Genomic DNA, 14,473 nt, shown 5'->3' with positions numbered 1-14,473 from the left:
TCAGCTTTCTTGATAGGGAGCTGCGTAGTTGGGCCAATGCGGGTTAATCCGCTCAAAGTAAAAGTGAAAGGGGAGGGGCTTGAAGCCTCCCATGTCTATAAATGACTATACTTTTGCCAGCTATTTGACGAGCCATACAATTAAATTGAGAGGGAAAAAACGATCGCACTTAATCTACAAAGTTTACCGCAATTGGTGACAATCAGCAACGTTTACAGGAGCATGACTCTCTGACACAATCGGGAGCATGGGAAGAGCAGGAAAAGCCCTCAAAAAAATATTAGAGGCATACGATATCAGTCAATATCAATTGGCGGCCAAGATGGAAATCGATCGCTCAAACGTTAGCCGTTGGGTGAGCGAAGAACGAGACCCATCTGCTGAGGCGGTATTTGCGATTAAGCAAGCATTGCAGACATTCAATCGGGAGGCGGCTGATGAATTCGTCAGGTTGTACCTGGGAAATGGCGAGGAAAACAGTTAGGTTCTCAGGTGTGGAGAGCGCCCCACAGATGGTTGCGCTGCATTCAAGGGCGATCGCCAATTAGTTTGTGAGGATTTATTTAAAGCGAGAAAGATTGTATATTGTCAGCTATTTGTTGAGTCTATCTCAAGCATAACTGGCACGGGAGGCGATCGCCCGATCGCCCATATTATTACTCTTCGAGTTTTTCCTCCAAATCATCTAAATACAAACGAATAAAATCCCCTGCTGCATCGGGATTAATTTGCTGTAATCCCTTGCGAATCTCTAGAACCGCTTCAGATGCCGGATCTCTATTCTCGTTAACCCAACGGTTAATGCTCGATCGTCCAATGCCCATAGTCGCTGCCAATTGATTTTGGCTGATGCCATAGGTTTCTAAAACCTGCTTCAGCGCCTTTCCTGCCTTACTCATGGCTTCTATGTTCTCAGAAGCTCGCAGCTAAGTAAAGATTGTGGACATTATTACTCTTCGAGTTTTTCCTCCAAATCATCTAAATACAAACGAATGAACTCCCCTGCGGCATCGGGGTTAATTTGCCATAGTGCTTTCCGAATGTCCAACACTGCCTCTGCTACGGGATCTCTACTTTCATTGACCCAACGATGAATGTTGGAACGTGCTACGCCCATTGTCACAGCCAAGCGATTTTGACTGATGTTATAAGTTTCCAGCACCTGCTTGAGTGCTTTGCCTGCTTTTGCCATGCCTCAGATTGTCTCAGAGGGCGATCTCTTCGTAAATGTTGCTTCTAGGCAACATTGAGGATAGAATGATAATGTTGCTTATAGGCAACATTATCGTTCACTGCGAACACAAAAAACGCTTATGTCGAAAAACTTCCTTGCCAATCCCCCAGCAACCGATAGTGCTACAGCGACAGTACCTGTAGCAGAGCCTCCGCCACCCGATCGAGAACCCGTCAAAATCCTGCTGATAGGTTCTCCCAAAGCGGTGAGGAGCAATTGCTAGGATGATATTTTCCTAGACTTGTAGGTAATACTCACGACAATTGGTGTAGACTGAAGTAGCCTGCATAAAACCATCAGTAATGATGACTTGGACTTTCTCTCACTTCTCTCAAGCTTTGGCTTGAGAGCATCTCTGTAATCCTTGCGGTTCGAGGTTGGTCAAAACCAGTGAAGAATACACCTCCAAAATTTGTGCAAAATACGGTGAGAGCCATAAAAGTTAGGTGGCTCTAAAATTTTTCAAGCCCCCAACTGTGGTTAGAAAACACCCAGTTTGAGTAGCGCTTTAGGGATTTTCCTTAAAGCTTTGTGGGATACCACCATACTCTCAGACGTATCTGATGAGTGTGCTATCTGAAGATTTTCGCCGATTGTCGGGGATTGTCTGAATTAAAAGTATCAGCATCATTCACATCCTTTACTGTTTGGGTTTTGCCTCTGTCAGCGAGTGGAGCCCGCTGCAACCTGCCCAAAAGCCCGGTGAAGTTATGAGCATTCTCATGCGTTACCTGCGGCTGTAGGGGTGATATAACATTCTTTGCGGGCGTGAATTACCGCCAACAGCTTGTACAGTCTATTCAGACTTTACAAGCTGTTGGCGTTAGAATTAGACAGCGATCGTTCGTTGTTCACTATGCCTTTCGGACGATCGCCCATTAGTTTGCAATAATTTATTTAAACCGAGAAAGATTATATGTGGGTAGAGATAACAGCGCTAAATCAAGTTCCCGAAGGGGGTGTGTTGAAGGTAAAAGTTGACGAAAATTCAGTGATTTTGAATCGTCAAGGCATGAATGTCACTTGTTACCGTAATGCTTGCACTCATTTAGAATATCCGATCGACATGGGTAAGGTAAATAACGGTATCATTACCTGTCCATTTCACAAATATCAGTACAAGTTAGATACGGGTAAATGTTTGAATGCACTAGGCGATTCCCTGGAATCTTATCCGGTAAAGATTGAGGGCGATCGCGTTTTTGTAGAAATAGATTAGTTATTCGTTATTCGTTAAGTCCGACAGTCCGACAGGGGTTTCAACTCCTGTCTCATAGCTCAAGTCGTCTCAAGACGACTGTAGATTAGTATTTGATATCAAGTCCGGCTTAAATACCCCCTCACCGAAAAACGAGCGAGAAGCCCCTGGCTTTAGACATGGGGAGGAAAGCGGCAGCGACGACCGTCGCCTTGAAATATTTTTAAAACCCATAGCTATAGCCATCTTTTTTGTGGATTGCTTTGCAATACTTGTGGCTAATACCTGTTACTCTCCCAGCCTTCGTTACAATATCAAAACTGCCGTCGATCACGGCATAGAAGCCGCCCTGTATAAGAGCCGACTTTCTTCCCTGCGGTAACGGTTGCGCTGACAATATCGCCAGTCTGAAACCCTTTGTGAATTTGCACTCTGGACTTGTGCCGAATGGGAAATCCGTACTGGTTTGTGCCGCACATCTGTCGTGTCCCCTGACCTTTTGCCACAATCAACAAAGGCTTTGAAGTCAATACTTTGAGCGTGTCAACGCTGCCCACACACGCAGCATCAAGCCAGTGCGATTTAGCCAACCCTAACCGATGGCGATTGAACTTAGTTTGTCCGCCCGTGCCAGTAGTGACGGGCAATCCCGTTTCTTTAAGTGCATTAAATAATGCCCATCGGGTTGAGTTGACCGCTGCTGCATCTTTGAGTGGTAGCTTTGCTTGTTTGAGGATGCGGTTTAACAGGTCGGGTTTAGCGGCCAGGAATGCTCGAACATCCTGATTGCCTTTCTTTTGATTGCAATCGTGACAAGCCAGTGTCAAATTGGAAACCCTGTCAGAGCCACCTCTTGACTTGGGCTGAATGTGCTCAACCTCAAAAGGTACATTTTCAGCCGAGCAATAAGCGCACTGCCGATGCCATTTTTCCAAGAGATACTGCCGGACTTCGTAACCCTGCAATTCTCCCTGCTGATACATAACGCCTGAGATTTCAGGGTTTTGCATGAGTTGAGAATCAAACCGCACTAACTCTTGAACAATGCTGGCAACGGGAGCGAGTCGAATCAATTTGCTCCCCCATGTAAGTATTGTTTCGACTCGGTGTTGCCCCGATGGAGCGAGCCAACCATCGGGGCGAGTGCGATTGAGGAATCGCGCCTTACGGTATCGAGTTTTGCGATTGCGTCTTCCTCGCCTAAGTTGACGGCGAGAGAGAAGTGCATCTTTAATTTGCTGGCCCCGGTGTTGCAGTTCGGCTCCGAAGATAATCTTGTTGTCCTGTTTGATTGCAACCCCCGTGACTTTCGATCCCGGATCTAATTTCAGTTCTAGCGGTTCAGGATTCGTCTCAACTGCTTTTTTCAAAACAATCGTAAACGGATAGCGGAGAAATACCGCTGCTTTTCCAGCTTTCAGCAATGACCTTGCCATTCCTGGTTTACAGGGTGATAGCGGTTTGCGATTGGTATCAATTACAAAAACAAAGTTAGACATTGTTGCGTCTCCTCTGATTGCTCGTAACGTTCGCTTCGCCAATGTTTTCAAGGCTTGTCATGTTGGCTGCACTTCCTTAACCCATTACAGATGTTTAACAACCAACGATAGGGCTACAAACTAGCGACGCATTTGTAGGTATCGTGACCTTGAAAACGTAGACGCTCGTTGCGTCTGAGGCTGGTCGTGTTCTGGCTTGTATCCCGCTTGCGTTAGTCGGACAGTCTACAAGCCCCTGCCTTTAGGCATGGGGTTCATGACTCTCTTAGTCTGCGGAGGCAGACTTTGTTCGTGTAGTAGCGGTTTCAACCGCCGAACCATCTTTCAACCTACCATTTTCGCGCGCCGCTGACGGAGGAAAACCGCCAAAAGCCCGATCGCACCTACCGTCAACAGTAGCCATTCTTCCGGTTCAGGAACCCCTGAAACATTCAGAGGATTATTCGGCTTACTCAACTCCTCCTTACCAGATTCTACCTCTCTGTCAAATCGATCGCTCTTAGCTTCTGCAGCTTTTAGTTGCTCCCTTTGCGCGTCATTAACTAACACAATCATCGAAGAATAAGGAGTCACCACTTTGAAATTTTTAGCTACTGCGTGCATCGCATCCAGTTGCGTTAATTGACTGGAACTTTTCTGCTTGCTAAGTGCAGTTATCAACTGCCGCGCCGCTATCGGTTTAAAGCCTTCATTTCCGGCATTTTTGGACTCTACAACTGCCGCCGATTTGGCGATTTTTTTCGACTGCGGGGTTTTGGCATAACTCCAAGCATAGCCGTCAACAACGCTAACTGTAGATTCGCCCGAAGCTGCTGTTGTTGCTACTCGCTGCATCGCCTCTTTCATATCTGTAGCCACTCCACCACCGCTATCTTGAATAGCCTTTAAAGTTGCGTCGTCGTAGCCGGGGGGCAAACCTCCCAAATGCACTGTCCATAGGGGTGAAGAGATGGAAAGTTTAAGTTTGCGATCGTCCGACAATTCGTAACTGTGGCGATCGCTCACCAAAAATACAGTATCGTAACTTTTATCGCCCCGCAACTGTGCAAACTGTTGCAGCATATCTTTGAGCTGGATTGTACCGTAAAATGTCACCTTTGCCGCATCGAAATTGCGTACATCTTCCACCAACTTAGGTGGCATTCCTGCAGCGCTAGCGACATACAAATCAACAGCGTTTTTGCCTGCTGCATTAGCTTTCAACCATTCAAAAGTCTCTTTTACTTCCTTACTTGCCACCGCCATGCTGCGGGAAGTATCGAGAATAACTGCAAATTTCTTGCCTTGGGGTAACGAGTAATTTGCATCAGCCAGCGGCTTAGCAGAAATGATATTTCCTCCCGGTAGAATCGCCTGCTGCGCGGTTAGCGGTTGCTGTGCGACTGCGGGCAAAAAGGGGGGCAGCCAAGTTTCTCTGGCTTCTTTCCCGCTGTATTTTACCTCTTTCCCGGCGATCGTGCGGCGAGTATTTTGGTTCCAAAAAATGTTGCGTTTTTCAGCCAAAACAGGCATCGCCCAACCCTGGGGCTGGCGCATGACTTTGTAGGTAAGCCACAGGTGCATTTCCGTTGGCCCTTCAGTTGGGGTAAATTCTCGTTTAGCCGGGATTGGAAAAGCCCGCAAACGGTATTGTTTGGGGCCAATTTGTTCTAGCAAAGCCGGATCGACTCTTTCTACTACCTGTTGATTGTAGACTTGCTGGGCGGCACCTCTAGGCGATACCGTAAATACAAAACGTTTGTTTAAATCGCCAGTATCTCCCAGCCAAACTCCTGTAACTGCAGCGCTTTCCGGCAGGGAAAAGTAGTAGAATACTTCTTGCAAGTTCGGCGTTTGATTTTTGTAAACTTCGTAGAGTTGAACGTCTGCCCAATCGCCGTTTTCTTTGACTGTCACTTCTTGCGACTGCAGCCATACTTTTTCTTGATTGACATTCAGCAAACCGGCTTTTGCTTCTTCGCGATTTGATGTTGACTGCACCGCGTGTTTTACTGCTTCTGTCTCGCCTTTTTGCAGTTCCGTATCGAAGAATTCGCCGTAGAGTTTTTCCGCTTTTTCTACATCCGCACTAGAGCCTTGATACAAAAACGGCGACATTAAAAAATTATAGCTGTTCTGCAAGGTTTGAGCCGCTCCGTCAGGGAAAATCCAAATATTTTTGTATATCTCATAAATGTGGTTATTTTCTCCCACAGTGCTGAGGTAGCGGTAAGGGGACAAATAAGCGTTAACTAAGCCGGATCGAATCATATCAGACTTGGCTAATAAAGTTTGGCGAACCGTGTCATTTGCGGGGGGAGTCGCCAGCATTTTCATTACTGCAACTTGTGGCTGCTGCTGCAAAGCCGAGAAAATAGCCAGCCAAGCTGCTATGACTCCCAAACTTCCGATTAGCGCTTTATTTTTCCCGTATTGTGCAGCAAAACTCTGCCATATTTTCCGCCCGGAATGAATGTAGAGAAAGCCGTACAGCGAAGGCATGACAACGAACAAGCTACAGGTTAAACCAAACAATATAAACGATAGCGGTATCCAAATTAAAGCCGAGGCCCAGTCCCCGTATTTAAACATCTCCAGAAATGGTGAAACCCATGTAAACTTGAAAAATTGAATGACGACAAAGAAGAATCCATAAAGTGTATACAATGCCACAGGTACAGCGTAATAAATCAGCAAGGTTGCCGCCCAAATGCCAACTACTACCATTAAACTGTGACATCCTAATTGCAGCCACGCACTTCGCTTTTCTCCGATCAACCTGAAAAAACGAGGCTGTTTATTATGGGAATTCTGGGAATCGAAAATATTTTGAACATTTTCTCTTTTACCCAGATATCCGTACAGCATTTCCACTGAAAATGCTGCTATGCACAAAGCAATAGTAGCGATGATTTGAGAACTAGCTGGGGTGAGTTCTCGCAGCAGGAACAAGCGGAGCAAACACAGCAAAAATAGCGGTGCTTCTACGCCGTAAAACCAACGCATTAGCTGTAGGGGTTGCTTGCCAAAACGCCTAGCTCCTATTACTGTACATACAGTGGGTACTGCGATGGTAGCTGCCATAGTCAAAGAAAACTCTAGCGGGATGATGCCATCGATTGTCGCCTTAATTAATGGCCCTCCTATAATAGGCAAAATTCCCAAGTAAACAATCGATAAAAATGTCAAATTCCAGACCCAAAAAATTGTTTTAAAAATTCCATCAAATACCTGTTTGATTTTCATTTATTTCTCCTTGTAAGCTTTTTTTAACGGTAGTGTATACATTACTCGCCAACTCTTTTACTTCCTGATTTTCGGCTTGTAACGAACTGTCAAATAAAATGGAAACTAGCACCCAATTGTGATTTTTGTGGGTGAGGTCGCTGCCGATACGGGACATGAAGTTATCGGTAGTTTGCTGTGCAGATTGCAGCCAGTATGCTGCTGATAATTGGTTGTTTTTGAGAGACAGCCAGCGCGCTGTTACTGAAGGAGTTAGTTGTTTTTTTTCTATGCCATTGACGGGAATTCCGCTGGCTACAAAACACAACTCGGGGGCGTGATAAGTTTGCCAGGATGTGCTCGCTACTGTGAGCATGGAACCGCGCAAGTTGCCGGCGACAAATCTGATTTTTTGTGTTTGCGTGTCTGGATAGTTGCCAAAGAATTTTTGTTCGCTAGGATTGAGGGGAATCGACTCGGATTTAATGTATTCAGGTAATGTTAAAGGTGCGATCGCCATTTTTGGCGTTTCTACGTGAGACAGTTGAGCCATTACTGCCAAAACTGCGACTGCTGCAATTATTCCTGGTTTGGCTAAAGGGTGATTTTGCATAATTTCTGAGTTTGGTTTTGCAGAAATACCGCTGGTTTTTTCTGGCTGAAATTTCGGTACTCGTTGCAGCATTAACCACGTCACAAAACAAGCACATACTAAACCGACAATTCCCAGAGGAACGTGCATAATTTGTGCTATGTTTGGCTGTTGAAAAACTTCTGAAACCAGGACTAACACGGCAACCCGCGCAGTGTTAGCACACACCAAGATTAAGAGATTAGCAGCGCCGACTGCTAGCCATCTTAAGCTCATTTTACGCCCTTCCTGCCAGGTAGCAGCTAGCAAAAAGAGCGTTCCCACTAAGAGGGTTTTAATGCCGCTACAAGGCACGTCCACATGAGCGATGCCGTTTTCCAAAACGATAATATCGTAAGAAGAAATCGCCCCAACGTGCAGCATTGAGAGCAACTGTTCTACTACCTGAGCAGTAAGCACTCGCGCCGGCAAACCTAATCCGCTATTAAACTGACTGTTGAATGGTAGAATACAAGCCAGCAAGCCCGCAACTGGCAAGTTTTTTCGCCAAAAGTTCTGCTCCACCAATAAGCCGCACAGCCCGTAAGTTCCGAGGATAAATAGCAGGACAGTAAGTTGTTTGATATCAATTATGTACTGAAGGGCGATCGAGCAAATACCCGCACCCAACATCAATAGCAGCGGATCTCGCCTCAAAACGAAATGGGGCGAAAATCCGGGCGGGCGATCCGAGTTCCCAATCGATCGCACTACTAATGCTACAATCAGAAAGCCAATTACTATCTTGTACAGTGTGGGTATCTCAACAAACGAGGATAACAGCCACTTAACAGCCGAGATATTGGCCGAAAACCAAGCAAGCGCCAGCAAAAAAGGAGCCAGCCAAACCAAATAAACCGCAGGATGAGGAGTAACAGAATCTGGAATTGCAGAATCAGTGATATTGGTGCGCTGCATGATACCGCTTGACATTCACGTTGGTGACATCTTAGCTCAGTCAAATTGGTAATGTCCAGACCGATTATTTAAGTTTTGTCAAGCTTCAATTTTCTCTACAGAGAAGCTAGCGTTATAATAATTATTTTTAGCGGAGGTAAAAATGAGCGAAAAAAGCCCAGGATACAAAATTGTTAGCGATAACCGACAAGCGCGCCATCTCTATGAAATTATAGAGACATACCAAGTGGGAATCGAGTTGAAGGGAACCGAAGTCAAATCTATTCGGGAAGGAAAAGCCAATTTGCGCGACGGATATGGCTTAGTTCGGAACGGGGAACTGTGGTTGATCAACGTTCACATTTCGCCTTGGAGAAGTGCTAGCAACTATTTTAATCACGAACCCCGCCGCACCCGTAAATTGCTGATGCACAAGCAGGAAATTCGCAAACTAATCGGCAAGGTGGAAGAAAAAGGGTTGACTTTAGTGCCGTTAAAAATGTATTTGAAAGGCGGCTGGGTAAAACTGGATATCGGTTTGGGTAAAGGGAAAAAACTGTACGACAAGCGTGAAGATTTGAAGAAACGCGAAGACAAGCGGGATATGGAAAGAGCGATGAAACAATTTTAGTCATGAGTCAGTAGTCATTAGTCATTAGTCATTAGTCATTAGTCATTAGTCAACAGTCAACAGTCATTAGTCATTAGTCAACAGTCATTAGTCATTAGTCATCAATTCCCCAGTCAACAGTCAACAGTCATTAGTCATTAGTCATTAGTCATTAGTCATCAAACATCTCCGAAAAATCAACTAAAATCTTTGCTACTTGAAGGTTGAAAGTTAATTTATGGAGATGTTTATTACTCAGGAGTCATGAGTGATTAATGATTGGTAATTGGTGATTAGTGATTGATTATTTTAAATCTAGTTCGGTTAATTACCCATCATAAAATTGTTTGATATCCCCCGTTGAGAATTTTGAGGGCTTTCGTGGTCACTACAAACATAATTAGAGTTATAGCGCTTCTCAAGCGTGGTGAGGTATGGGGGCGAGTCCTATGCCTATGCCCAATGCCCAATGCGCTATGCCCTATGCCCAAGAACACCTCATGTTACTGAGAAATGCTATATCTTATCTCCTCATAGCTGGTAAAAGTATAGTCATTTATAGACATGGGAGGCTTCAAGTCCCTCCCCTTTCACTTTTACTTTGAGCGGATTAACCCGCATTGGCCCAACTACGCAGCTCCCTATCAAGAAAGCTGAAGGCATTTGGGATTGCTTTTCTGAGAATATTGTAAGAAGCATTCACATCGGAATTAATTAACTGACCAGTTGATGTTTTGTACAAACCTCGTTTGATCCGTTTCCCAGTAAATACAGGCTCTTTTTCTGTTTTCCCGTAAACCGGAATTGGGTCTAAACCCAGAAAGCTACTTCTGGACGTGTAGGATTCTTCCTGCACAATCACCGTAATTCCCACTAACCGAGCTTTGTATTCCAACATTTCAATCAACTGAGAATGAGGAATGCTAAGAAAGTTTTGATTAGTTTTATTCCCTAACTCGATTTCAGTTTTCCACTGGGCATTCTTGCCAATTACTAGCGTCCCAATCTGCTTTGCCATCAAAATATCAATAATCACATGACTGGTATGATGCAAGTAATTATCAACTTTTTGATTGCGACAGCGTGTTAAGCGCGCTCATCCGTGGTGAAGTTTTGCGACCTCCTTTTAACTGGGATTGCAACTTTCCTTTACGTTTGTTGTAGAACTGGTTGATCGATTTTAATGGTCGCCCGTTAATCAACAAAGGGATAAATCCCGGCTGATTTGAAGTTAACGCCACTAAATTATCCAGCCCCAAATCAATACTAGCTACAGAGTTGGCATTGCCAAGGGTGGACTCCGGTTCATCATAAATTACCTCAATTACATAGGAATCACATTTCGGAACCAGTCTAACTTGACAAATCTGGTCGGGATTGAGTTGGGTTTTAATTGAAAGTTCAGTGCCGGAAAGCTTGATAATTCCTTTCTTCAACTGTTTGCGGCTAATCGCTTGAATGGTGTAAACGAGCAGGTTTCGCCCTTTAACTTTATCTTTGTACTTCGGCAATTTTGGACGACCCGTGAACTTGGAAGAATCAGCTTTGTAAGCATTGAATGCCTCAAAAAACGATTTCCAATTCTTGTCTAGTACCATCAATATTTGCTGACTGACTTTAGCAGGTAAAGCTTTATACGCTTCATGAGACTTCATCAAGCGGTTCATTTCGTTGTAGTTGACATAACCCCATCCATAAATAAAGCTCTGACGAATAACGTAATTGGCGGCATTGTAGAGGTTTTTGGATTTGAAGGCTAGTTCGTCAATCTGGGCGAAACGGTGTTCCGTCGATTTAATGATGTGTCTCTGGAGTTAGTTGCATTCAGAGCCTCCATCTCTCGGATGTGGTAGTTTATTTGCCTTCCACCACCGCCACGCAGTTGTGTAACTTATGCCTATTGCTTTAGCGTAGTCAGGTAGTTTCATTGTTAACCTCCTGACTACATATTATCATTCTTGCTTACTACTGCTTATAAACTTAATGAAGTTTTATAATACTGTCGATCGCCTGACCGCTGACTAAGTATTATTACTTAGACAAGGCGAACAGTTCTACCTTCTTCCTGCTTCCCGGTTCTTTTTTCCTGAAAATATCCGGATGGCTTGTGGAGCCTCATGAATGATTAACCTATGCTCGAATACCTCTGGGTAGTGGGAACATTACCCAAGCATTCGGCTGTGGACTGACAAACTCTTATGAGAAATGGGCTCAAACCTGAGTCATTTCGTAAGATTATGAGGCCATTAGGGTAGCAATTAAATCTGACAAAAAAAATATTGCTCAACTCTCAAGTTAAAAAATGCTAAAAATGACACCATTAGCTAACATTTTCAATGCCATGAAAGAGCCAGCAAAAAACCATCACAACTCGAAGTGGGGAGCCTTCTTGCTGATCCTAGCAGTAGGCTTTGGCGGCTGGAAAATTGGGCGGCCGGAACTGGCATCTTTTTTTAATAATATGGCATTTGAAAACTACAAAGCCAATAGATTGGCGGATACTCAAAAAGCATATGAGTTAGCGCTCGCTGTAGATCCAAAAAGCCGAACAGCTCTTTACAATTTAGGATGGCTTTGCGAAGAGGTGCAAGATTTACAATGCGCCCGAGGAAAATATCTGCAAGCTGCAAAACTCGGTCTGCCTGCTGCTTACAGCAATCTGGCTCGATTATATATAGTCGATCAAAAAAACTATCCGGCTGCGGTTCACTTCCTGTGGCAAGGTTTGAAATTAGCGGAGGACGATCGAGTAAAATATTCTTTACTCAAAAACTTGGGATGGGCTCGCCTAGAACAGGGTCGATATTCCGAGGCATTGCAGCATCTGGATGAAGCCATTAAACTTGATAGTGAAGGGCCAGCAACTTACTGCTTAAAAGCGCAAGTCCTAGAAAAAATGAAAAATACTAAGGCAGCGCTACCGCAGTGGAAAATTTGTCTAAAGTATGCGGATTCTCAAGAATTCGATGAGGATATATGGATAGGGATGGCACGTCAACGATTAAACGAGGAAAAAACAAATAAATGAAACGCACAGTTTTGTTTTCATCAACCATACTGGCAATTATAACGGTACTGGAGCTAAGTCAAGCCTCAACAGCACTCCCAACTCCTTCGACTGTTAACCCTGCCGTTAATGAATCAGTCGAAACGCCGTTCGACTTCAATCAATCGACCTGGCGGCGGTGCAGAGATAGAGATGGTGGAAAATATCCGTGTCCCAGATTCATCATGCCTTCGGAGAGCGAAAAATAAGAGTTATTTTCAATAAATTTTGTAGAGTGTACCATCACCACTTTACAGCAACAGGTATGTAGTATGTAGTAGTAAGTATGCAGGGTGTGCCGTCCGCACCTTATAGCATTTGAGATTTGAGATTAAGAATTGAAGAATTGGAAATAACTTATGGCGATAATGGTTTGCAGCTTGCATAAAGCTGCATTCTTTTTTTTGCACTGATATAACTCTTAATCATTGCTGTATCGGCTATTGCTGGAATCCACACCGGGCGCAGGGCTGTTTCATTCGACCTAGGGACAAACCCTCGTGAAGATGCCCGATATTTGAAACATCGATTTCATCATCCGTGGAGGGGGTAGGCATTCTTGGCACTACCCCTACAAAACGATGATTTCCCTGAGAATGAAACCGCCCTGCCACCGGGCGGGGAGAAAATCCCCGCCAGCAATTCTATCTACTCTCCCTCCGTCAAAGCTGAATCTTGCTGTTGGTGCGAGTTGCTGTAAAAACTAGCAATAATCGCCACCATCAACCACCAAAGCATATTAACTTCGGGCCTGTACCAAACTGTATCGACAAAACCGTGGGCCATCATGCCGGCTAAAGTTGCGATCGCCCCAATCAACCAAAACCCCTGATTCGTCGATTTTAGATTTTGGATTTTAGATTTTGGATTTCGGGATTCTTCGTCTAAATTAGAGATGTTAAATTGTGCATCCCGCAGATTTTTTATCTGCAACAAACCTTGATTGACGGTGACAGTCATCAGCCAAAGGAAACACATTAAACCGATAAAACCGGTTTCCACCGCAATTTCCAGCAGCACGGAATAAGCGCTTAAAGCAGTGAATCTCGGCTTCATATAAAGTGGATAAACTTTATTAAAAGCAGTGTTTCCCGGCCCAATTCCGAGAATTGGTCGATCGCGAATCATGTCAATCACCGCCGTCCAAACATTAATCCGAAAATTGTTACTGCTGTCACCTCGGCCGATAAACATACTCGAAACTCGATCGCGCAGAGGTTCCACTAAAGCCACTCCCAAAATTAAGGCTCCCGCCAAACCTCCTAACCCTAACGGCAGCGCCCAATTTCGCCAGAACCGAGGCATCAAAGGGCTGTACCAGTACCACAGCAGCACTAAAAATACCACCAGTAGAGCCACAAAACCGATCCAAGCACCCCGGCTGTCCGTGTAGCGCAAACACGCGCAATTCACCACCAGCATCGTCAGCGCTAAAACTCTTGTTCCCCATCCTTTCCACACAAAAAGTGCGGCGGCGCTCAATGCAATGGCCGGCAGTAAATAGGAACCAAGCAAGTTAGGATTTCCCAGAAAGCTGTAAACTCGCGTGACATTGGCTTGAGTAGAAGTCGGATCGTTCCAAGTAGCTAAGGGCGGCACTTTGTCAATCCACTGCCGCACGCCGTAGAAACTGACAATTAAAGAGACGTTCAAAAATACGGCAATTAACCACGATCGCCAACGGGGATCTCGCAATATCCGAGCCATCAGCGCAAAAAACAGCAAATACAGCGTTAGCTTGCTCCAACCAGTAGCAGCGGCGACTTTCACCGGCGACATCGCCGTTGCGACGGTGGCAATGCCCCAGTACAGCAGTACCAGCAAGTGAATCGGCGTGAAGGGGATCTCGCGATCGTCCGAAACAGTCAGCAGCACCCAAAATGCAGCGCTAGCCGCCATCAACACCCCCACCAAGGCATTGTTTACAAACGGCGCCAAACCGAAAGTCAAGGCCAGCAAAACAAAACCCAAGGGTTCTGCCCACTGCATCAGCCAGCTACTCTGCCGCCAACTGCGTAAAGAGCCGATCGCCAAATTGAATAAATAACTTCTACTTTGCCACTGAGAGAGCGGCAAATTTGCCAGAGTTAATTGTTGCCAAACTGAATTCATTGCTATTTTAGATTTGTACTTAGTAATCGGGCATTGGGCATC

The 14,473-nt window shown here is 44.9% G+C and carries 11 protein-coding genes and 2 pseudogenes; 6 read left to right on the top strand and 7 right to left on the bottom strand.

Annotation, left to right across the window (positions count from 1 at the left end; all coding sequences use genetic code 11):
- Positions 1–247: 247 nt before the first annotated feature.
- Positions 248–484, top strand: a complete 237-nt coding sequence (locus QT990_RS25275; RefSeq protein ID WP_333144652.1) for a helix-turn-helix transcriptional regulator — start codon at positions 248–250, stop codon at positions 482–484.
- A 172-nt stretch (positions 485–656) separates the two neighbouring features.
- Here the strand turns inward: QT990_RS25275 and QT990_RS25270 are convergent, their stop codons facing one another.
- On the bottom strand, positions 657–899 hold the full coding sequence (locus QT990_RS25270; protein WP_015175929.1) for a helix-turn-helix domain-containing protein: 243 nt from the start codon (positions 897–899) through the stop codon (positions 657–659).
- A gap of 50 nt (positions 900–949) precedes the next feature.
- Positions 950–1,192 (bottom strand): helix-turn-helix transcriptional regulator, encoded by a 243-nt coding sequence (locus tag QT990_RS25265; RefSeq protein WP_333144653.1) that lies wholly within the window; start codon positions 1,190–1,192, stop codon positions 950–952.
- A gap of 121 nt (positions 1,193–1,313) precedes the next feature.
- Here QT990_RS25265 and QT990_RS25260 point away from each other — a divergent pair, with 121 nt between their 5' ends.
- Together QT990_RS25260 and QT990_RS25255 are read left to right on the top strand one after the other, a co-directional pair.
- Positions 1,314–1,457: a hypothetical protein gene (locus tag QT990_RS25260; protein ID WP_333144654.1), complete on the top strand. Its 144-nt coding sequence runs from the start codon at positions 1,314–1,316 to the stop codon at positions 1,455–1,457.
- Positions 1,458–2,150: 693 nt separating this feature from the next.
- On the top strand, positions 2,151–2,453 hold the full coding sequence (locus QT990_RS25255) for a Rieske (2Fe-2S) protein (RefSeq protein WP_333144655.1): 303 nt from the start codon (positions 2,151–2,153) through the stop codon (positions 2,451–2,453).
- A 202-nt stretch (positions 2,454–2,655) separates the two neighbouring features.
- Here the strand turns inward: QT990_RS25255 and iscB are convergent.
- The 3 genes and pseudogenes from iscB to xrtO form a co-directional block, all read right to left on the bottom strand.
- A pseudogene (iscB, locus tag QT990_RS25250) lies at positions 2,656–3,931 on the bottom strand (RNA-guided endonuclease IscB).
- A gap of 324 nt (positions 3,932–4,255) precedes the next feature.
- Positions 4,256–7,156 (bottom strand): TIGR02921 family PEP-CTERM protein, encoded by a 2,901-nt coding sequence (locus tag QT990_RS25245; RefSeq protein ID WP_333144656.1) that lies wholly within the window; start codon positions 7,154–7,156, stop codon positions 4,256–4,258.
- A complete protein-coding gene (gene xrtO, locus QT990_RS25240) occupies positions 7,134–8,699 on the bottom strand; it encodes an exosortase O (RefSeq protein ID WP_333301151.1) in 1,566 nt (521 codons plus the stop codon). The genes QT990_RS25245 and xrtO overlap by 23 nt, the downstream gene beginning before the upstream one ends.
- 127 nt (positions 8,700–8,826) lie before the next feature.
- Here xrtO and smpB point away from each other — a divergent pair, with 127 nt between their 5' ends.
- Positions 8,827–9,294, top strand: coding sequence for an SsrA-binding protein SmpB (smpB, locus tag QT990_RS25235; protein ID WP_006631384.1), 468 nt, complete (start codon positions 8,827–8,829; stop codon positions 9,292–9,294).
- 531 nt (positions 9,295–9,825) lie between these two features.
- Here smpB and QT990_RS25230 read toward each other — a convergent pair.
- Positions 9,826–11,097 (bottom strand): annotated as a pseudogene (locus QT990_RS25230) (RNA-guided endonuclease InsQ/TnpB family protein).
- Positions 11,098–11,584: 487 nt separating this feature from the next.
- Here QT990_RS25230 and QT990_RS25225 point away from each other — a divergent pair.
- A complete protein-coding gene (locus QT990_RS25225; protein ID WP_333300962.1) occupies positions 11,585–12,301 on the top strand; it encodes a tetratricopeptide repeat protein in 717 nt (238 codons plus the stop codon).
- Positions 12,298–12,528 (top strand): Osc7112_2153 family protein, encoded by a 231-nt coding sequence (locus QT990_RS25220; protein ID WP_333144938.1) that lies wholly within the window; start codon positions 12,298–12,300, stop codon positions 12,526–12,528. The genes QT990_RS25225 and QT990_RS25220 overlap by 4 nt, the downstream gene beginning before the upstream one ends.
- 439 nt (positions 12,529–12,967) lie before the next feature.
- Here QT990_RS25220 and QT990_RS25215 read toward each other — a convergent pair whose 3' ends face one another.
- A complete protein-coding gene (locus tag QT990_RS25215) occupies positions 12,968–14,431 on the bottom strand; it encodes an IctB family putative bicarbonate transporter (RefSeq protein ID WP_333411913.1) in 1,464 nt (487 codons plus the stop codon).
- Positions 14,432–14,473: the final 42 nt, after the last annotated feature.

It is taken from the genome of Microcoleus sp. T3_B1 (assembly GCF_036700445.1).
GTDB lineage: Bacteria > Cyanobacteriota > Cyanobacteriia > Cyanobacteriales > Microcoleaceae > Microcoleus.
Note: the sequence above shows the minus strand (reverse complement) of the source record. Positions and strands in the feature narration are given on the sequence as shown.

What these genes read in the sequence shown, in the direction of transcription:
- QT990_RS25215 (WP_333411913.1), bottom strand. Translation starts at nt 14,431, where the DNA reads ATGAATTCAGTTTGGCAACAATTAACTCTGGCAAATTTGCCGCTCTCT.
- QT990_RS25270 (WP_015175929.1), bottom strand. Translation starts at nt 899, where the DNA reads ATGAGTAAGGCAGGAAAGGCGCTGAAGCAGGTTTTAGAAACCTATGGC.
- QT990_RS25225 (WP_333300962.1), top strand. Translation starts at nt 11,585, where the DNA reads ATGACACCATTAGCTAACATTTTCAATGCCATGAAAGAGCCAGCAAAA.
- xrtO (WP_333301151.1), bottom strand. Translation starts at nt 8,699, where the DNA reads ATGTCAAGCGGTATCATGCAGCGCACCAATATCACTGATTCTGCAATT.
- smpB (WP_006631384.1), top strand. Translation starts at nt 8,827, where the DNA reads ATGAGCGAAAAAAGCCCAGGATACAAAATTGTTAGCGATAACCGACAA.
- QT990_RS25245 (WP_333144656.1), bottom strand. Translation starts at nt 7,156, where the DNA reads ATGAAAATCAAACAGGTATTTGATGGAATTTTTAAAACAATTTTTTGG.
- QT990_RS25275 (WP_333144652.1), top strand. Translation starts at nt 248, where the DNA reads ATGGGAAGAGCAGGAAAAGCCCTCAAAAAAATATTAGAGGCATACGAT.
- QT990_RS25260 (WP_333144654.1), top strand. Translation starts at nt 1,314, where the DNA reads ATGTCGAAAAACTTCCTTGCCAATCCCCCAGCAACCGATAGTGCTACA.
- QT990_RS25265 (WP_333144653.1), bottom strand. Translation starts at nt 1,192, where the DNA reads ATGGCAAAAGCAGGCAAAGCACTCAAGCAGGTGCTGGAAACTTATAAC.
- QT990_RS25255 (WP_333144655.1), top strand. Translation starts at nt 2,151, where the DNA reads ATGTGGGTAGAGATAACAGCGCTAAATCAAGTTCCCGAAGGGGGTGTG.
- QT990_RS25220 (WP_333144938.1), top strand. Translation starts at nt 12,298, where the DNA reads ATGAAACGCACAGTTTTGTTTTCATCAACCATACTGGCAATTATAACG.